This window comes from Pseudomonas sp. MB-090624, from assembly GCF_003205245.1.
GTDB classification, from domain to species: Bacteria; Pseudomonadota; Gammaproteobacteria; order Pseudomonadales; family Pseudomonadaceae; genus Aquipseudomonas; species Aquipseudomonas juntendi.
The window spans coordinates 1-19649 of record NZ_QJRK01000020.1; the positions used below are offsets into that span (position 1 = coordinate 1).

General features: G+C 57.5%; 17 protein-coding genes. 13 read left to right on the forward strand and 4 right to left on the reverse strand.

Annotation, left to right across the window (positions count from 1 at the left end):
• Nucleotides 1-399: 399 nt before the first annotated feature.
• The 13 genes from ihfB (at nucleotide 400) to DMX12_RS12740 (ending at nucleotide 15899) form a co-directional block, all read left to right on the forward strand.
• Nucleotides 400-696, forward strand: coding sequence for an integration host factor subunit beta (gene ihfB / locus DMX12_RS12680; RefSeq protein ID WP_003252675.1), 297 nt, complete (start codon nucleotides 400-402; stop codon nucleotides 694-696).
• A 19-nt stretch (nucleotides 697-715) separates the two neighbouring features.
• Complete coding sequence (locus tag DMX12_RS12685; protein ID WP_009685995.1) at nucleotides 716-979, forward strand: lipopolysaccharide assembly protein LapA domain-containing protein; 264 nt, start codon at nucleotides 716-718, stop codon at nucleotides 977-979.
• A gap of 102 nt (nucleotides 980-1081) precedes the next feature.
• Nucleotides 1082-2515, forward strand: coding sequence for an MBL fold metallo-hydrolase RNA specificity domain-containing protein (locus tag DMX12_RS12690; RefSeq protein WP_110677992.1), 1434 nt, complete (start codon nucleotides 1082-1084; stop codon nucleotides 2513-2515).
• 323 nt (nucleotides 2516-2838) lie between these two features.
• On the forward strand, nucleotides 2839-4281 hold the full coding sequence (locus DMX12_RS12695) for a mannose-1-phosphate guanylyltransferase/mannose-6-phosphate isomerase (protein ID WP_110677878.1): 1443 nt from the start codon (nucleotides 2839-2841) through the stop codon (nucleotides 4279-4281).
• Nucleotides 4282-4403: 122 nt separating this feature from the next.
• Nucleotides 4404-5765 (forward strand): phosphomannomutase, encoded by a 1362-nt coding sequence (locus DMX12_RS12700; RefSeq protein ID WP_110677879.1) that lies wholly within the window; start codon nucleotides 4404-4406, stop codon nucleotides 5763-5765.
• A gap of 2 nt (nucleotides 5766-5767) precedes the next feature.
• Nucleotides 5768-6562 carry an ABC transporter permease gene (locus DMX12_RS12705; protein ID WP_110677881.1) on the forward strand — a complete coding sequence of 265 codons (795 nt, stop codon included), beginning with the start codon at nucleotides 5768-5770 and terminating at the stop codon, nucleotides 6560-6562.
• Complete coding sequence (locus DMX12_RS12710) at nucleotides 6559-7773, forward strand: ABC transporter ATP-binding protein (RefSeq protein WP_110677883.1); 1215 nt, start codon at nucleotides 6559-6561, stop codon at nucleotides 7771-7773. Before DMX12_RS12705 ends, DMX12_RS12710 begins: the two co-directional genes overlap by 4 nt.
• A complete protein-coding gene (locus tag DMX12_RS12715; protein ID WP_110677885.1) occupies nucleotides 7773-9116 on the forward strand; it encodes a class I SAM-dependent methyltransferase in 1344 nt (447 codons plus the stop codon). The genes DMX12_RS12710 and DMX12_RS12715 overlap by 1 nt, the downstream gene beginning before the upstream one ends.
• Entirely contained in the window at nucleotides 9117-11636 is a 2520-nt protein-coding gene (locus DMX12_RS12720; RefSeq protein WP_110677886.1) for a glycosyltransferase, read from the forward strand.
• A 42-nt stretch (nucleotides 11637-11678) separates the two neighbouring features.
• Entirely contained in the window at nucleotides 11679-13319 is a 1641-nt protein-coding gene (locus DMX12_RS12725) for a DUF6311 domain-containing protein (protein ID WP_110677888.1), read from the forward strand.
• The gene (locus DMX12_RS12730; RefSeq protein WP_054913320.1) at nucleotides 13316-14260 is read left to right on the forward strand and encodes a glycosyltransferase family 2 protein; all 945 of its coding nucleotides are present in this window, start codon (nucleotides 13316-13318) and stop codon (nucleotides 14258-14260) included. Before DMX12_RS12725 ends, DMX12_RS12730 begins: the two co-directional genes overlap by 4 nt.
• On the forward strand, nucleotides 14257-14649 hold the full coding sequence (locus DMX12_RS12735) for a GtrA family protein (protein WP_054913319.1): 393 nt from the start codon (nucleotides 14257-14259) through the stop codon (nucleotides 14647-14649). The genes DMX12_RS12730 and DMX12_RS12735 overlap by 4 nt, the downstream gene beginning before the upstream one ends.
• 317 nt (nucleotides 14650-14966) lie before the next feature.
• Nucleotides 14967-15899 carry an SIS domain-containing protein gene (locus DMX12_RS12740; RefSeq protein ID WP_054913318.1) on the forward strand — a complete coding sequence of 311 codons (933 nt, stop codon included), beginning with the start codon at nucleotides 14967-14969 and terminating at the stop codon, nucleotides 15897-15899.
• 30 nt (nucleotides 15900-15929) lie between these two features.
• Here the strand turns inward: DMX12_RS12740 and rfbC are convergent, their stop codons facing one another.
• The 4 genes from rfbC to rfbB are packed head-to-tail and all read right to left on the reverse strand — an operon-like array spanning nucleotide 15930 to nucleotide 19343.
• Complete coding sequence (rfbC, locus tag DMX12_RS12745; protein ID WP_110677890.1) at nucleotides 15930-16478, reverse strand: dTDP-4-dehydrorhamnose 3,5-epimerase; 549 nt, start codon at nucleotides 16476-16478, stop codon at nucleotides 15930-15932.
• Nucleotides 16478-17368, reverse strand: coding sequence for a glucose-1-phosphate thymidylyltransferase RfbA (gene rfbA / locus DMX12_RS12750; protein ID WP_110677892.1), 891 nt, complete (start codon nucleotides 17366-17368; stop codon nucleotides 16478-16480). Before rfbA ends, rfbC begins: the two co-directional genes overlap by 1 nt.
• On the reverse strand, nucleotides 17365-18270 hold the full coding sequence (rfbD, locus tag DMX12_RS12755) for a dTDP-4-dehydrorhamnose reductase (protein WP_110677894.1): 906 nt from the start codon (nucleotides 18268-18270) through the stop codon (nucleotides 17365-17367). Before rfbD ends, rfbA begins: the two co-directional genes overlap by 4 nt.
• Nucleotides 18267-19343: a dTDP-glucose 4,6-dehydratase gene (gene rfbB, locus DMX12_RS12760; protein WP_110677896.1), complete on the reverse strand. Its 1077-nt coding sequence runs from the start codon at nucleotides 19341-19343 to the stop codon at nucleotides 18267-18269. The genes rfbD and rfbB overlap by 4 nt, the downstream gene beginning before the upstream one ends.
• Nucleotides 19344-19649: the final 306 nt, after the last annotated feature.

Below are 19649 nucleotides of genomic sequence, written 5' to 3' on the forward strand. Positions count from 1 at the left end.
CGCCTGGTTCATACGACGCGATATTGAGGCATGCGCCAAAGGGTTCGCGCGCAAATCCCCCAGGCATAATTGGCCCGAAACAAACGTAGGAGCGAGCGCAGCTCGCGATGCGCCGCGCGGGCGGCGCGGCCTCGCGGGCAATGCCGCTCCATCGCCGTACCTTCACCGGCACGGCGCATGGCATGAGATACCGGGGTAGCCCCGGGGTGCTTGGCGTGGGGGATGTGGTGGTGCGCAAATCGAGCGCCGCCCGCGCGGCGCGGCCTCCCTAGACCATTCCGGTAAAACTTCAATCTTGAAATTTTTTATTAAGTCAAGATGCACCCTGTTCAAATCCTTCCCAGCGTGCTACAACCTGCTTAAGCAATGATCTAGCTGCTTGATAACGAAGGGAAAAATATGACGAAGTCGGAGCTGATCGAACGTATTGTCACCCATCAAGGGCTGCTCTCGTCCAAGGACGTGGAGTTGGCCATCAAGACCATGCTTGAACAGATGTCACAATGCCTGGCTACCGGCGACCGCATCGAGATCCGCGGTTTTGGCAGCTTCTCGCTGCACTATCGCGCCCCACGCGTAGGGCGTAACCCCAAGACCGGCCAGTCGGTCAGCCTCGAAGGCAAGTTCGTACCGCACTTCAAGCCCGGCAAAGAGTTGCGCGACCGGGTCAACGAAGAAGACGAGGCCGAAGCCTGAGCACTCAAGGAGCAATCTGATGCGTAACCTGAAGCGCGCCCTGGCGGCTATTTTCGTGCTGCTGTTGGCGGCGGTGGTGTTGTTCTTCGTGCTGGAGAACCAGCAGCCCGTTGCGCTGGTGCTGTTCGGCTGGGCTGCGCCGGAAATGCCCGTAGCTGTCTTGGTGCTGGCAGCGCTTGTCATCGGCCTGGCTATAGGCCCGCTACTGGGCGCATACGGCGTTCAACGCAGCAAGCGCAAGATCAAGGCCTCTGCCCGGCAAGCGGCATTGAGCGGTAACTAAGGAAATTTCCTACGCTTTCCTGGGAATAGTCCGCCTATGCACAGGCTGGCCGCCATGAAGTAATAGCCCACTTCATTTATGGCCAAGTTGAGTGTGCGTAGCATGGAGTTCCCCTGCCTTTTCCATCACGGTGGCACCCGGGGTGTGACTGGGTCCTGCCACCAGTTGCACTTGGCCTCGTGTAGCAGTTTGCTGGTGGACTGTGGGTTGGAACAGGGCACCGATGCGCCGCCTGGTGCAGAGTCCGCGCCGCTCAGCTTCGATATTCAGGGCATTCGCGCGCTAATCGTCACCCACGTACACCTGGACCATGTCGGGCGCATACCTGCGCTGCTGGCTGCAGGTTACCGCGGCCCCATAATCTGCAGCGAGCCATCGGCGCGGCTATTGCCGCTGGTACTGGAGGACGCCTACAGGGTGGGCATCAACCGCGAGCCTGCTCAGGTGGCGCGGTACCTTGAACGGGTCACAAGCCTGATTGTGCCTTTGCCCTTCGAGCAGTGGCATGAAGTGGTGATGGAGCCGGGTTTGCAGTGTCGTATCCGCTTGCAGCGTGCAGGGCACCTGCTTGGGTCGGCATATGTCGAGTGCGACCTGTTGCATGGAAGTATCAACACCCGTTACGTGTTTTCAGGCGACCTGGGCAATGGTGCCAACCCATTGCTGCGCCCGCTTCGGCCCCCAGAGCGGGCAGATGTGCTGGTGCTGGAGAGTACCTACGGTGACCGCCTGCACCCGGTCAAGGGCGGTCGGCAGCAGCAGCTGGAGGCGGCAATTGATCGCGCCTTGGCCGACAAAGGCACCATTCTGATTCCGGCCTTCAGCCTGGGGCGTACGCAAGAGCTGCTGTACGAAATAGAGGATATTCTGCACCGCAAGGCATTGACCGGAGCCCGCGGCGGAGCGGGTGACGAAGATCCCGTCAACTGGTCGCAGTTGCCCATCATCCTCGACTCACCCTTGGCCCAGCGTATTACCCGCGTTTACAGCGAGCTGCACGAGTACTGGAACGCTGAAGCCAGGGCTCGCCTGGCTGAAGGGCGCGACCCGCTCGGTTTCAGTCAGCTGATCAGTGTGGACACCCATGCCCGCCACCAACAGGTGGTCAATTACCTCAAGAGTACCGGGCGCCCGGCGATCGTGATTGCAGGTAATGGCATGTGTTCAAGTGGTCGAATCGTCAATTACCTGGAGGCCATGCTCGGCGACCCTCGGCATGAAATAATTTTTGTCGGCCACCAGGCCAAGGGGACGCCAGGGGCGGTGATACAGGCCAGTGAAGGCGCGGAAGGCTTCTTGCAGATCGAGCTGAGCGGCAAGACGCATGAGATCAAAGCGAAGGTGCTAACGGTTGGTGGCTACTCGGGCCACGCAGACAGGGAAGGTTTGATAAGTTTTATCGAGGGTATTCCATCGCCTCCCGCAAAAGTTGTTTTAGTGCATGGTGAGCGGCAGGCGAAAACCGCATTGAAGCAGGCGCTTGAGCATCGTCTGGCTGAAGCGAACCGACCAATGGCGGTTTTTATAGGCAAATAAACAGGTCGCGCTCAGAACATTGGCGATCTCTGTTGTCTCAACCGCGCCCTCATCCGTTTCAAGGGCTTTACAGGTGGTTAGGTGCTTGGCTCCTTGGTACGTCGGAAGCCGTATGGACAGGGAGGGGCGCCCAACCTGGCGGGTAAATCTCTGGTATTCTAGCGCCGAAGCTTGCCTCTACAGCCTATGGATGGCTAGGGATTAAACTCGCTAAACGCGTATATTTATGCGCCGCTGCGGCTGCCGCGGTGGTGTTCAGTGATAAAAAACAGATGCAGGTTCCCTGAGGTTGACAACTTCAAGTGGCCGTTAAGGACTCGATTATGGAATTGATCCCGGTAATTCTTTCCGGTGGCGTTGGCAGCCGTTTGTGGCCAGTTTCCCGTGAGGCTCATCCCAAGCCATTCATGGCCCTGCCCGACGGGCAGAATCTTATACAGAAAACCTTCCAGCGCGCCGCGCGCTTGGAGGGTGTGGTCGAAGTACTGACTGTCACCAACCGGGAACTGTTGTTCAAGACCGAAGACGAGTACCGCAGCATCAATACCCAAGGCCATGCCCAGGGTTACATCCTTGAGCCCTTCGGCCGTAATACCGCGGCTGCCGTGGCTGCCGCTGCGCTGCAGTTGCACCAGACCCACGGCCCTCATGTGCACATGCTGGTGCTGGCTGCCGACCACCTTATCCAGAATGAACAGGCATTTGCCGATGCCGTCGGAAAAGCTCTGCACCTGGCCGAGCAAGGCTGGTTGGTTACGTTCGGCATCAAGCCGCAGTATCCCGAAACCGGTTTCGGTTACATCGAGGCCGCTGCCGGCGGAGCGCTGGAAGGTGGCCTCAAAGTCGAGCGTTTCGTAGAGAAACCAGACATGAAAACAGCCGAGGCCTACGTTGCTGCCGGCAACTACTTCTGGAATGCGGGCATGTTCTGCTTCCAGGTCGGCGCCGTCATTGATGAGTTCAGGGCCCATGCCCCCGATGTGCTCGAAGCCGTGGAGCACACCCTGGAGGCTTCCCGCCGCTCCACCTCCACCGGTTACAGCTGCCTGGCGCTTGAGCCTGACAGTTTTGCCAAGGTGCCAGATATCTCCATCGACTATGCCTTGATGGAGCGCTCTCGCAAAGTGGCTACCGTGCCATGCGATATTGGCTGGAGCGACATCGGCTCGTGGAACGCGGTCAGTGAGCTGACTCCGCCGGATGAGTTCGGCAACCGCTTTGAAGGCGAGGTAATGGCCTACGACGCGCGCGATAACTATGTCAATTCCGAGAACCGCCTGGCTGCACTGGTGGGCGTGCAAAACCTGCTGGTAGTGGATACACCCGACGCCTTGCTCATCGCCCACAAGGATCACGCCCAGGACGTGAAGCATATCGTCAAGCGCCTGAAAAACGACGGCCATGGGGCACACCTGTTGCATCAGACCGTGCATCGCCCTTGGGGTACCTATACCACACTGGAAAATGGCGAGCGCTTCAAGATCAAGCGTATCGTGGTCAAGCCCAAGGCTTCCTTGTCGTTGCAAATGCACCATCATCGCAGCGAACACTGGATTGTGGTCAGCGGCATGGCGGTGGTGGTGAATGACGACCAGGAATTGATGCTCAACACTAACGAGTCCACCTTCATTCGCGCAGGCCACAGGCATCGTCTGGAAAACCCCGGCGTCATCGACCTGGTGCTGATCGAAGTGCAGAGTGGTGATTACCTCGGCGAGGATGACATTGTTCGCTTCGAGGACAAGTACGGGCGTTGCAACGCCTGACACCGGTTATGCTGTCGGCCCCCTGCCAGTCGGGCGCGGGGCTGGTTTTCATGCGGCAATTCTTCGCCGGTCATCCCCTTCCAGTCGGAACCTGTTTTGCGCTTGCGCACCGAGAGAGATGCATGTACGCACCTATCCAGACCCGCTGCTTCAAAGCCTATGACATCCGCGGCCAAGTGCCCGCTGACCTCAACGATGACATCGCCTACCGTATAGGCCGCGCCCTGGTGGCCCAGTTGGGCGGGCGCAGTTATATCGTTGGCCGGGACATGCGCCTGGAAAGCCCTGGCCTGTCCCGTGCCCTGATAAAAGGGCTGACCGAAGGCGGCGCCGATGTAATCGACATCGGCTTGTGCGGTACCGAAGAAGTGTATTTCGCTACCAGCCACTACCAGGCCGATGGCGGCATCATGGTCACCGCTAGCCATAATCCCAAGGGCTACAACGGCATGAAGCTGGTCCGCGAGCAGTCTCGCCCCATCAGTGGCGACACCGGCCTCACCGATATCCGCCACCGCGTCGAAGCCGGCGACCTTGGCCCGCAGGCCGCCCACCCTGGCAGCGTGCGCGAAGCGTTTGATAAAACCGCCTACATCGACCACTTGCTGACCTATATTGACCTCGCCGCGCTCAAGCCGTTGAAAGTGCTGGCCGACCCGGGCAACGGCGCGGTCGGCCCCGTGCTGGAACTGCTGAAGGCGCGCCTGCCGCTGGCGATAACCATCATTAACGGCCAGCCGGACGGGCACTTCCCCAACGGCATCCCCAACCCGCTGCTACCAGAGAATCGGGACCTTACCCGCCAGGCCGTTCTGGACACTGGGGCAGACATGGGCATCGCGTTTGACGGTGATTTCGACCGCTGCTTTTTCTTCGATAGCCAAGGTCGTTTCATCGAGGGCTACTACGTGGTCGGCCTGCTGGCCGAAATGCTGCTGGCCAAGCACCCAGGCAGCAAGATCATTCATGACCCTCGCCTTACCTGGAACACCATCGAGCAAGTCAGCGCTGCCGGTGGCCAGGCCATCCAGAGCAAAACCGGTCACGCTTTCATCAAGGAACGCATGCGCGCCGAAGACGCCGTATACGGGGGCGAAATGAGCGCGCACCATTACTTCCGCGACTTTGCCTACTGCGATAGCGGGAACATCCCGTGGCTGCTGGTAGCCGCGCTGATGAGCGTGACTGGAAAGAGCCTGGCACAACTGGTGGATGAGCGTATTGCGGCATTCCCGTGTAGCGGCGAGATCAACTATGAAGTGGCCGATGTAGCAGGCACTATCGATAAGATCCTGGCCTTCTACCTGCCCCAGGCGCCGAGTGTGGACCGTACCGATGGCATCAGTGTCGAATTTGCCGACTGGCGTTTCAGCCTGCGCGGCTCCAATACAGAGCCGTTGCTGCGGTTGAATGTTGAAAGCCGCGGTGATCAAGCGCTGGTAGCGCAACGCGTGACTGAAATCGCCGGCCTGATCCAGGGATAACTATGTTTGGCATGCTTCGGGGCATCTGGGATTACAGAGGCTTCATCTTTACTTCCATCAAAAACGAATTCATCTCCAGGTTCGCGCGCAGCAAGCTCGGTGGCCTGTGGATGATCATTCACCCTCTGGCGCAAGTAGCCATCTATGCGTTGATTTTGTCGAATGTACTCGGCGCGCGGCTGCCGGGTATCGACAACAAGTATGCTTATGCGCTCTACCTGATTGCCGGCATCCTGGCGTGGAACCTTTTCGCCGAGATCGTCGGGCGTTGCCTTACGGTGTTCATCGACCAAGGTAACCTGATGAAGAAGATGCGCTTTCCACGCATCGCCCTTCCAGTGATTGTGGTGGGCTCGTGCCTGCTCAATAACTTGCTGTTGTTTGTGGCAGTGATGATCATTTTTGCAGTGCTGGGGCATGCACCCAACCTGCAGATGCTCTGGTTATTGCCGCTGACGCTGGTTGTGGTGGCATTTGCCGTGGGGCTCGGGTTGGTATTGGGGGTGATGAATGTATTCCTGCGCGACATCGGCCAGGTCGTACCGATCATCCTGCAGGTGTGGTTCTGGTTCACCCCGATTGTGTATTCGGTGAATATCGTGCCCGACTACCTGAAGGGCACGCTGGACATCAACCCCATGTATGCCATCGTCACTTCCTACCACAATGTAATGGTGTACAAACTCGCGCCGAATATCGCCGGGTTGGGTGTCACCATTGGCATCGCCCTGGGCCTGATGGTGTTGGGGCTGTTCCTGTTCCGTCGAGCCTCGGCTGAAATGGTGGACTCCCTATGACACTCATGTCCGTCAACAACGTGGGCAAGGCCTACCGCAGTTATCGCTCGGAATGGCAACGTATCGCACGCTGGTTCTATATGCCGGTCAAGGCCAGCAGCGAGCACTGGGTGCTCAAGCACGTCAGCTTCAACATTGAGGCCGGCGAAGCCATTGGCCTGGTAGGGCAGAACGGTGCTGGCAAATCGACCCTGCTGAAGATGATTACCGGTACGCTGCAGCCTACCGAAGGGCGCGTGCAGGTACACGGGCGTATCGCCGCTATTCTTGAGCTGGGTATGGGTTTCAATGCCGAGCTTACCGGCCGCCAGAATGCCTACCACGCCGCTGGCCTGATGGGGTTCAGCACGGAGCAGATCGACGGTGTCATAGCCGACATTGAAGCGTTCGCCGAAATTGGCGAGTACTTTGACCAGGCCGTGCGTACCTATTCAAGCGGCATGCAGATGCGCGTGGCGTTCGCGGTGGCGACCGCGTTTCGGCCGGAAATCCTCATCATTGATGAGGCGTTGTCAGTAGGTGACAGCTATTTCCAGCACAAAAGCTTTAGCCGTATCAAGGAATTTCAAAAGGCCGGTACCACACTGTTGATCGTGTCCCACGACCGTGGCGCGATCCAGGCCTTGTGCAACCGCGCGATTCTGCTGGACGGCGGTACCGTGATCAAGGACGGGCCGCCCGAAGAAGTAATGGATTACTACAACGCCATCATCGCACAGAAAGAAAACGCCACGGTCGAGGTCCAGACCTTGCAGGATGGTAGCGTGCAAACGCGTTCAGGTAGCGGGAAGGCCAGTATTGCCAAGGTGGCACTGCTTAACGCCGAGGGCGCGCCGGTTGAGTACATTACGGTCGGAGAGGCCGTTTGCTTGAGTATCGGCGTCCAGGTGCATGCACGCTTGCCGGAATTGGTGGTGGGTTATGTGATCAAGGACCGCCTTGGCCAGGACGTCTTTGGTACCAACACTCACCACCTGCAGTGCGTGCGCACCGACCTTGCGGCGGGTACAAGGTTGACCTACGCCTTCCGCTTCCCGGCAAACCTGGGGGTGGGATCTTATTCGGTGGCTGTTGCCTTGCACGCCACCGACAGCCATATCGCTGATAACTATGAGTGGCGTGACCTCGCGTTGGTGTTCAATGTGGTGAACATGTCCGAACAGAACTTCGTAGGCCTTGCGTGGATCCCGCCTACAGTGGAGTGCAATTGATGAATGCAGGTTTTTACAGGGCTTTCGAGGACCGTTACCGTGGTTCGCGCGAGACGATCACACAGCGGCTCCAGGCCTATCTGCCGTTCCTCGAACCGCTCAAGGCGTTGTACGCTGACTGCCCTGTACTTGATCTAGGTTGTGGCCGTGGAGAGTGGCTGGAGCTGATGGTGCGCGAGGGCTTTTCACCACTGGGTGTAGACCTGGACGACGGCATGCTGGAAGCCTGCGAAGCGCTCAAGCTGCCGGCGAACAAGGATGATGTGCTGAGCGCGCTGCGCAAGCTGCCCGATAACAGCCAGGTGGCGGTAAGCGGGTTTCATATCGCCGAGCACCTGCCGTTTGCCGTTTTGCAGGAACTGGTTGCCGAATCTTTGCGGGTACTGCGCCCTGCCGGGCTGCTGATTCTGGAAACCCCCAACGCTGAAAACGTGACGGTTGGCACCAACAATTTCTACCTTGACCCAACCCACGAACAACCTTTGCCCAGCCTGCTGATGTCGTTTCTGGCGGATTACAGCGGGTTTGCCCGGGCCAAGATTGTGCGGTTGCAGGAACCGCCTGAAGTCCATGACGAGCAAGCGCCCCTTGGCGTGTTGAACGTGTTGTTCAGCGTCAGCCCGGACTACGCCGTGGTAGCGCAGAAAGCCGCTAGCCCAAGCCAGTTGCAGCCCTTTAACGACATGTTCGAGGCGGCTTATGGCATCTCACTCGACCAACTGGCGCACCGCTACGATCGCGCGATCGACCGCCGGTTCGCTGAACTGCACAACACGGTGGAAACGGTGCGAGCGACATTCTTCGAACCCGCTGAATTCCAGCGAATCATGGCCGAGGTCCAGGCCCAGCAAACCCATCAGTTGCTGGTGATCCAGGATCGCTACCAGACAGCTCTCAATGACCTGCAGCAGCAGTTTGGCGCAGTGCAGCAAGAGCGCAACGTGGCGCTGGAAAATTGCCATCATCACTTCCAGCGCGCCCAGGCCGTTGAGCAACAATTGCAGGCAATGCTTTCCAGCACCTCGTGGCGGGTTAGCGCGCCGCTGCGCCTGATAGGCCGGGTGCTGTACTGGCCTTCCCGGCACGGCAAGGCTGCGTTGCGTCGCGTGGCACCGCATGCGCGGCTTTGGGTAGAGCGGCGCCCAGCGGTAAAACGCTTGGTGCTGGCGGCTTTGCACCGTAGCCCTTGGCTGACGCAGCAGATTCGCCGGGTACTGGCAACCGAACCCGTGGCAATGGCCAGTGACCCACAACACGGCGTGATCGACCACGCACCCTTGACACCGCGTGGGCGCTCGATTGAAAGCGCACTTAGCGAAGCCATGAATAAGAGCAAGCACTGAATGCGTATCGTAATTGACTTGCAGGGCGCGCAAACCGAGAGCCGTTTCCGTGGTATCGGGCGTTACAGCCTTTCCCTGGCGCAGGGCATCGTGCGCAACAGTAACGGCCATGAGGTATACCTGCTGCTTAACGGCATGCTGTCAGACAGCATCGACAGCATCCGCACAGCGTTCATCGGCCTGCTGCCGCAAAGCCACATTCGCGTGTGGTACGCCGAAGGCCCAGTGTCTGCACGCGACCCGGCCAACCGCGCCCGGCGCGAGGTGGCCGAGCGTATCCGCCAGGCCTGCATCGATGACTTGCAACCCGATGTGGTACATGTCTGTAGCCCGGTGGAAGGCTATATCGACGATGCCGTGATCGGCAGCCCGCAACTGGATCAGCGGGCGCTGGTCAGTGCAACCCTGTATGACCTGATTCCGCTGGTCAGCCCCCGGCAGTACCTGGACCCCAACCCGGGCTACAAGGCGCACTACCTGGACAAGGTCGAGGCGTTCAAACAGTACGGCCTGTTGCTGTCGATTTCCCAGTTCGCCCGCCAAGAGGCACTGTCCCTGCTGCCTTTGGAGGCCGCCAAGGTTGTGAATGTGTCGACAGCGGCTGACGAGATATTCCGGCCCATCCAACTGGACGCAGCGCAGCGTCAGGCCCAGGCCGTGCGCTTCGGCTTGCGCACCCCCTTCGTGCTCTACTCGGGGGGGGCCGATGAACGCAAGAACCTGGTAAGGCTGATCGAGGCATTCGCCAAGGTTCGCCAGGAAGCTGGCAATGTGCAGCTGGTTTTTGCAGGCAAGATGCCGCAGTTTCATATCGACCAGTACCGCGCCGCTGCGCGCAGCCACGGCCTGGGGGACACCGACTTGGTCTTCACCGGCTACATTACCGATGAGGAACTGGTTGCACTGTATAACGCATGCCAGCTCTACGTGTTCCCTTCATGGCACGAGGGCTTCGGCTTGCCACCGCTGGAAGCGATGAAGTGCGGCGCCCCGGTTATCGGTGCCAATACTTCCAGCGTGCCCGAGGTCATCGGGCTGGAGGAAGCGACTTTCGACCCGCTCAATACCCAGTCTTTGGTGGCAAAGCTGCGTCAGGCACTGGGTGATGAAGCGTTCCGCGAGCGCCTGGCAGCCCATGGTTTGCAGCGCTCTGAAGCCTTCTCGTGGGACCTTACCGGCAAGGCTGCCGTGGAGGCCTTTGAGCAAGCACTGGCCCAGGCCGATAAACCGGTCGCGGTCGAACAGGCCACCGACGCCCTGCAGGCGCTGATCGACGGCCTTGCTGGCCGAGCCCTGTTGCAGCCCGGTGCAGTGGATATCAAGCGGCTGGCAAAAGCCATTGACTACTCGCTACAGGGCCCGGCTGGCAAGCCACAACTGTTCGTGGATATCTCCGAGCTGAGCAAGCACGACGGCAAGAGTGGCATCCAACGGGTAGTGCGCAGCATCCTGCTGGAATGGTTGACCAACCCGCCTGCGGCGTATGACGTGCGGCCTGTATATACCGTCGCCGGCGAAGCTTTTTACCGCCATGCCTCGCGCTTTACCGCCAAGTTCCTTGGCCAGGCGTTCGAGCACGTCGAAGATGAAGCCATCAGCTACCGCGCTGGCGATGTATACCTGTGCCTTGACCTGCTGATGGACGTGTTGCCGCATAAGCGCAGCTACCTCGATACCTTGCGTAGCCATGGGGTGAACATTTTCTTCGTGGTATACGACCTGCTGATCCTGCAGTTGCCGCACTGCTTCGTCGACAGCCTGCAAGCTCACTACCGCACGTGGATCCATGCCGTTGCCGAATACGATGGTGCGCTGTGCATCTCCCGCGCTGTGGCGGACGAGTTGCGCGACTGGCTGGCCGAAAACAACCTGGCAGGCGAACGCCCGTTCCGTATTGGCGCGTTCCACCTGGGGGCGGACATCGACCAGTCCATGCCTTCCACCGGTCTCCCGCAAGACCCGGCCAAGCGCCTTGAAGCTTTGGCCGACAACACCAACTTCCTCATGGTCGGTACCCTTGAACCACGCAAGGGCCATGCCCAGGCACTGGAAGCGTTCGAGCGCCTCTGGGCGGCCGGCGTAGAGGCCAACCTGATAATTGTCGGCAAGCACGGCTGGCTGGTCGACGACCTGGCAGCCAAGCTGCGCAACCATCCGGAGGCCGGCAAACGGCTGCTCTGGCTGGAAGGGGCTAGCGACGAATACCTCGAATATCTGTATAACAACTGCGATTGCCTGGTAGCGGCCTCTTACGGTGAGGGTTTTGGCCTGCCGTTGATTGAAGCTGCGCAATACCAACTGCCCATTATTGCCCGCGACCTCCCTGTGTTCCGCGAAGTGGCGGGTGAGCATGCGTGGTTCTTCTCGGGTGCCGATGCCCAGGCAGTTGCCGACAGTATTGGCGAATGGTTGTTGCTGCATGCCGAAGGGCGGCACCCGCAGTCCAGCCAGATGCCTTGGCTTACCTGGAAGGCCAGCGCACAGCAACTCATTGGCGAGATCGACAAGTACAAGTTTTGATAAGCCAGTCACGACACAGCAGAAAATTTGGGATATAGGGAAATGCGTTTGAAGTTAGACTCAACGGGGAGAGCCGGCTTTGCGGTCGCGCTGGCTATTGGGGTGTTTTTTGTCCTGCGCTACTTTCCCGCGGGCTTCATCACTGGGACATCCTCGTATTGGTTAACCGAGGTCGATGATGTCACTCAGTACTTCGCTGGGTTCAACGCCTTCTTTAATGCGCCATTCAGCTACCCGCTACTGGCTTTCGACAGCATCAACTATCCGCAAGGCACGCGCGCCACTTTTGTTGACGCGATCCCGTTGTACGCGTTGCTGCTAAAGGTTTTCGTACCTTCTAGCTTCGCGCCGTTCAACCCGTTCGGTGTGTGGGTCGCGCTTTCCTTCATCGCCCAGGCTGTATGCGGCTGGTGGATCCTGCGTGAATTGCGGGTGCATTCCTGGTTGGCGCTGTTTGCCTTGGTGGTGTGCCTGTTGACGTTCCCGGCGCTAACTACCCGCCTGGGGCATATCTCGCTGATGTCGCACTGGATTATCCTTTGCGCACTGGCGTTGTATGTCCGCAGCCGTCGCACGGTCACGCCAGAGCGGCTGGGCTGGACGTTGCTGTTGGTATCGTCGTTCTACGTCAACATCTATCTCTGTGTAATGGCCAGCGCCATCTACGTTGCCGGGCTGTTTCACCAGCCGTCGTGGCGCGCACCGCGTGAATTGGCCCGAGCTGCCATTCCCTTCGTGATAATCGGTGCCAGCCTGTTTCTTACCATCTTCCCCATGGAGCGGGTAGAAGTAGCACCAGAGTCCGGTTTCGGTACTTATTCAATGAACTTGCTATCACCGTTTCATGGTGGCAAGTACATCAAGTTCCCCGACCCTGAAATGCCTGGCCAGTATGAAGGCTTCAACTATCTTGGCCTGGGTGTGCTGCTGGCCTTTGCGCTTGCCTGGGCGCTGAACCGTAGTGCGTCCGAGAGCAGCTTCGCCAAACACCGGGCACTGACATGGCTGATGTTCCTCTTCACCGCCTACGCGCTTTCAGACACCATCTACCTTGGCGTGCATGAAATTGTCTCGCTTCACTATCCTTCATTCATGGACCGTATCACCTCTCAGTTCCGTGCCTCGGGCAGGTTCTTCTGGCCTGTGGGTTATTGCGTGGTGATATTTGCCATTGCGAGCCTCTATAAACGCTTGGGTGCCAAAGTATTTGCCGTCAGCATGGTGGTATTGATCGGCCTGCAATTGGCAGACCTGTCCAACTTGCGCCACCGTCTGGTCGATACCGCCAAACGTCCTGCTGCGGCCGTGCTGACCCAGCCGACCTGGGACCAACAACTCACTACCGACACCCAGTACTTGTACTTTTTCCCCAAGTTCCGTTGCGGTCGGGCCGACCAGATTTTGAACACGCTGATGCCAACCATGCGCTTTGCCTCCGTGCATAACCTGAAGATCAACACCGGTTATGTATCACGAGCGGCTTCTAACTGCGCAGTGGAAAGCACTCAGGCCGAAATTGCAGGCTCGCAAATGGCCAATTCGATGTATGTGTTCAACCGCGGCGATTTCCCTGCAGTAGCACAGGTGAAAGCGTTGTTCCCGGCAGACCGCCAACCTGCGTGCATAGAAATCGATTTCGCCCATGTGTGCAGCTTCCAGCCAACAGGGAGTAAAGTACAATGACCCCTTTGCCAAAGCGAAAAGTTTCCCTGGTCTCGCCGTTTTATAACGAAGAAAAGGGTGTACAAGCTTTTTTCGCCAGGATCAACGAAGTATTCGCACCGCTCGCCGACCGCTACGAGCTCGAAGTTATTGGTATCAACGATGGCAGCCGTGACCGCACGTACGATGAGCTGGTCAAAGCCAAAGCAGCAAACCATTACCTTACCGTTGTCGACCTGTCGCGCAACTTCGGCAAGGAGGCGGCCATATCTGCGGGTCTTGATTTTGCCACTGGTGACGCGGTAATCCCCATTGATTCTGACCTGCAGCACCCGCCAGAGGTCATCCTCGAGCTTATTCAGAAGTGGGAGGAGGGTGCAGAAGTGGTGCTGGCCAAGCGGGTCGACCGTGACACTGACCACGCTGTGCAAAAGCTGACGGCCAACTGGTTCTACCGTGTGCACAACCGGATTTCCGACATTGATATTCCTGCCGATGTCGGCGATTTTCGACTGATGGACCGCAAGGTCGTTGAAGCCTTGAAAACCCTCCCTGAAACAAGACGCTTCATGAAAGGTTTATTTGCCTGGGTGGGCTTCCGGACCACCACCGTGGAGTACAAAGTAGCCCCGCGTGAGCACGGTACCTCAAGCTTCAATACCTGGAAACTGTGGAACTTTGCAATCGAGGGCATCACCAGCTTCAGCAGTGCGCCGTTGCGCATCTGGACCTACCTCGGTTGTGCAGTGTCGGCGTTGTCATTCTTGTACGCCGCTTACTTGCTGATCAAAACCATTTTCTTTGGTGCTGACACGCCGGGTTATGCATCGATCATGATCACCATACTGTTTGCCAGTGGTGTACAGCTAATTGGCATTGGTGTTTTGGGAGAATACGTAGGGCGGATTTTTGCCGAGTCGAAAAAACGGCCGGTTTACATAGTGCGTGATGTTATCAAGTGATCAATCTAGTCCCCCAACGTTACCACGAGTTCATCCGCTTCGGCCTGGTGGGCGTGACCAACACTCTAGTGCATGCGGGAATCGTGGTCACGTTGATGGAACTGTTGGCACCGCCGGCCTATGTTGCCAATGGCGTGGCGTTCATGTTTGCCAACGTGATGTCGTATATCCTCAATAGCCGTTTCACCTTCAAAACGCCCGCCAGTTTTCTTGGCTATCGGCGCTTTTTGCTGGTTTCTTTGGTGTCGTTGGCCCTTACCTTGGCGATCACCTCGCTGGTGGAGTTCCTGGGTTGGCATTACGCCTTTGGTTTGCTGATGGTGATTTTTGTGGTGCCGGTGCTCAACTACATAGTCATGAAACTTTGGGCATTTTCCCCCACGCGCTAGCATAACGGTGCGGGGCCTTTACGGCCCCGCGCTCTGTGCGGTGGTTAGCTTACACTCGAGGTTTTCAGCCAGCTAAGCGGCACAGTCATGCGTCAGCTGGTGGAGTTATGCACTGCCTCCAGCGCCAACTGGTGCTGGCGCTGCTCATGTTGTACGGGCGTTAGTTCAGCTGACGGCAGCGCAGGGTTCCAAAGCGGAGGTTAAGCTAAACCTGCGTGACCGAGGGCTTGGGTATGTCAGCTGTCCCGCTTTGCGCCGCGTAGTGAAGCCTTTAAAATTCACACATTTGCCATTAATCAAATCCTTCATGGAAGAATATGAATCACCTCAATATTGCCAAACAAGCACTCATCGCCCAAGCTCGCGCCGTCAACGAACTCGCTGATCGTTTGAACGGTGAATTTCAAAGTGCAGTGGAGCTTCTGCTGGGCTGTCAAGGTCGCGCTGTAGTGTGCGGCATGGGCAAATCAGGTCTGATTGGTCAAAAAATGGTCGCGACTTTCGCCTCCACGGGCACCCCCAGCTTCTTTTTGCACCCTGCGGAGGCGTTCCACGGGGACTTGGGCATGTTGAAGCCGGTGGATGTGCTGATTCTCATCAGCTATAGCGGCGAAACTGAGGAAGTAATCAAGCTCATCCCAAGCCTCAAGTCATTCGGCAACAAGATCATTGCCATGACAGGCAATGGCAAATCCACCTTGGCGACGCACGCCGACATTTGGCTTGATATCTCGGTTGAACGTGAGGTTTGCCCAAATAACCTGGCACCAACCACGTCCACCTTGGCAACGATGGCCATGGGGGATGCGCTCGCGGTTGCGTTAATCGAAGCTCTCCAGTTCAAACCTATGGACTTCGCCCGTTACCACCCCGGGGGTAGCCTTGGCCGTAAACTGCTCACCCGGGTCAAAGATGTGATGCATTCACCGGCCCCGGTTGTAACGCGGGCTACCGGATTCCACGATTGCCTGTTGGTGATGACGCGCAGTCGTCTCGGCTTGGCTGTTGTGTTGGAAGGCGATCAGTTGGTAGGCATCGTGACTGACGGTGACCTCCGCCGTGCGCTGCTGGAAAACCCAGGCATCACTCAAGAAACTGTTGCTCAGTTCATGACGGGGAAGCCGCACACCATTTTTGAAAATGCGCAGCTCTCCGAGGCGGAGTCTTACATGCTGGACAATAAAATCAGGGCTCTGGCGGTCACCAGCGCGGAAGGTGCAGTGGTAGGCGTGGTCGAAATCTTCGATTAATCGTTATTTCGACCACGCCAAGCGATCACCTCAATCGAAGTGCTCTGCCTTACTCAATGACACGCCCAAGCAATCCTTAGCGGAGAGCGAGGGTGTGTATTCAATAGGCCATTCGATCGCGATTTCCGGATCATCCCAAGCGATGCAGCGCTCGCTTTGTGGTGAATAGAACTCGGTTGTCTTGTAGAGAAACTCTGCTGTCTCGCTTAGCGTGACGAAACCGTGGGCAAACCCTGGCGGGATCCACAACTGGTTATGGTTCTGCGCAGACAACACAGCGCCTACCCATTTACCAAAGGTGGGCGATGAGCGGCGGATATCAACAGCGACATCAAATACCTCGCCCTGCACCACCCGCACCAGCTTGCCCTGAGCATGGGGCGGCAACTGATAGTGCAAGCCGCGCAGTACGCCCTTTGACGAGCGGGAGTGGTTGTCTTGCACAAATTCTGCTTGTTGGCCGGTTATTTCACTGAACGCGCGCGCGTTGAAACTTTCGTAGAAAAAGCCGCGCTCATCACCGAAAACCGTTGGGGTGAATAGAAAAACTTCGGGGATGGCCAAGGGTATCGCTTTCATCAGAAAATCTTCTCTTTAAGCAGATTTTTCAGGTACTGGCCATAACCGTTCTTGAGCAATGGTTGTGCCAGACGCTCAAGCTGCTCGGCGTCGATCCAGCCGGCGCGATAGCAAATTTCTTCCGGGCAAGCCACTTTAAGGCCCTGGCGGCGCTCCATGGTTGCGATGTATTGGCTCGCATCCAGCAAGCTGTCGTGAGTACCAGTGTCCAGCCATGCGTAACCGCGGCCCATGATCTCGACATGCAGTTGCTCTTGCTGCAGGTAGAGATTATTCAAATCGGTAATTTCAAGCTCGCCCCGCGCGGACGGTTTCAAGTCACGGGCCAGGTCGACAACTTGGTTGTCGTAGAAGTAAAGGCCGGTTACTGCATAGCTGGATTTCGGAATTGCGGGCTTTTCTTCGAGCGACAGTACACGACCGGTCTGGTCGAATTCCGCTACGCCGTAACGTTCAGGATCCTGCACATGGTAAGCGAACACCGAAGCGCCTGCGTTGCGCTTACCAGCGTTCAGCAGCAGTGACTGGAAATCGTGACCGTAGAAAATGTTATCGCCCAGCACCAGTGCCGAGGGATCATTGCCGATGAAGTCAGCCCCGATCGTAAACGCCTGCGCCAGGCCGTCCGGGCTCGGCTGCACGGCGTACGTCAGATTGATGCCCCACTGGCTGCCGTCGCCCAGAAGCTGCTCGAAACGCGGCGTATCTTGCGGGGTGGAGATGATGAGAATGTCGCGGATGCCTGCCAGCAGCAAAGTGCCCAGCGGATAATAGATCATCGGCTTGTCATAAACAGGCAAGAGCTGCTTCGAAACAGAAAGCGTTGCCGGGTGCAGACGCGTTCCGGAACCACCAGCCAGAATGATCCCTTTACGATTGGTTGTGTTCATTTATTCAGATCTTCCATGAGCATACGGGTGACACCACTTTGCCAGTCTGGCAAGTGCAGCGTGAACGAGTTGCGAAGCTTGGCGGTATCCAAGCGCGAATTCAACGGGCGACTGGCCGGGGTAGGGTACTCGGTAGTGGCAATTGGATTCACGGCTTCGACCATGAGATCTTCGCCATGACTCCGCGCGAACTCAATAACATAGCTGGCGTAGGCATGCCATGTTGTTTCGCCCGACGGAGCTAGGTGGTAGACCCCAGCCAGATCCGGGTTGTGCAGCGCCTGCTGCAGCGCCAAAACGGCCACATCTGCGAGCAGATCTGCTCCCGTGGGAACACCGACCTGATCCGCGATGACATTGAGCGTTTGACGTTCTTTGGCTAACCGCACCATGGTCTTGGCGAAGTTGTTACCTCGCGCAGCGTACACCCAGCTGGTGCGGAAAATCAGATGCTTGCAGCCCGAAGCCTGTATCAGTCGTTCGCCTTCGAGCTTGGTAGCGCCATAATAGTTGACCGGCGCAACGCTGTCGGTTTCGCTCCACGGGGTAGTACCTGTGCCGTCGAAAACGTAGTCGGTTGAGTAGTGAACCAACCATGCATCCAGGCGCTTGGCTTCCTCCGCCATCACTTGGCTAGCCAAGGCGTTCACAATATGGGCAGTCTCGCGTTCGCTCTCAGCTTTATCCACTGCCGTATAGGCGGCTGCGTTGACAATCACTTGAGGCGACACAGCGCTAATGGCGGCTCGAAGGCTGTCGAGATCTGACAAATCACCTTTAAGTTCACCATAGGGTGTGGAGGCTGGGTGTCGGTCGAGTGCTACAACGTCACCCAGGACGCTCAGCGCGCGCTGCAGCTCCCAGCCTACCTGACCGTTTTTACCGAGCAGCAGAATTTTCATGCTTGGCCTGTACGCGTGGCGTAGTTATTGTCAATCCATTGCTGATAGCTACCGCTTTTGACGTGTGCAACCCATTCAGGGTTGTCCAGGTACCATTGCACGGTCTTGCGAATGCCCGATTCGAAGGTTTCTTCTGGAACCCAACCCAGTTCGCGCTGGATCTTGCTCGCGTCGATTGCATAACGCAGATCGTGGCCTGGGCGATCCTGAACGTAGGTCAGCAGTTCAGCATGGGGGCGGAATTTGGAGTCCGGGCGCAGCTCGTCTAGCAGCGAGCAGACCGTGCGTACCACCTCGATGTTCTGTTTCTCGTTATGGCCGCCGATGTTGTAGGTTTCACCTACCTTGCCCTCGGTCACCACTTTATAGAGTGCACGGGCGTGGTCCTCAACGTACAGCCAGTCGCGGATCTGATCGCCTCTGCCATAAATAGGCAGTGGTTTGCCTTCCAGAGCGTTCAAAATTACCAGCGGGATGAGCTTTTCTGGGAAGTGGAACGGTCCATAATTGTTCGAGCAGTTAGTCACCAGCGTAGGCAGGCCATAGGTGCGCGCCCAGGCGCGAACTAGGTGGTCCGAGCTGGCTTTACTGGCCGAGTAGGGCGAGCTTGGCTGGTAAGGGGTGGTTTCAGTGAAGAGGTCTTCTGGGCCTTCCAAGTCGCCATAGACTTCGTCGGTAGAGATGTGGTGGAAGCGGAAAGCACCCTGAAGGCTCTTTTCCAACGAACTCCAGTACGCACGTGCCGCTTCTAAAAGTACGTAGGTTCCGACAATGTTGGTCTGGATGAACTCTGACGGACCACTGATTGATCGGTCGACGTGCGATTCAGCGGCCAGGTGCATAACAGCATCGGGCCGATGCTCGCGGAATACGCGATCTAGCGCCTCGCGGTCACAGATGTCCACACGCTCGAAAGCATAGCGATCGCTTTGATCGACGGATTGAAGTGATTCTAGGTTGCCTGCGTACGTAAGCTTATCGACGTTGACAACTGAGTCTGCGGTGTTGGAAATAACGTGTCGCACGACTGCCGAGCCAATGAAGCCGGCACCACCGGTTACTAAAATCTTCACGAGAGTTTTCTACCTTGAGGTTCTGATAGTGAGTGTGGTGAGTGGGGAGCCCTGCGCATTCCATACGCGTCAGGCTTGGTAAAAACACGTTGCACAAAGTATACCCGATCGACGAGTCTCTTCGGCAACGTCGTTGTTGGTCAGTTCCGTGCTTCAGCAACTAAAGGCGAAATCTCGTTTTGCAGGCGTCGAGGTCGGTCTTGAGCTGCGGCTTGGCATGCATAGGGTACTAAGCTACGGGAAGGCCACTATACATGTGGGTGCGAAATCAGTCTTAGCTCGGTGAGGCTTCAAGGCTGCTATTGC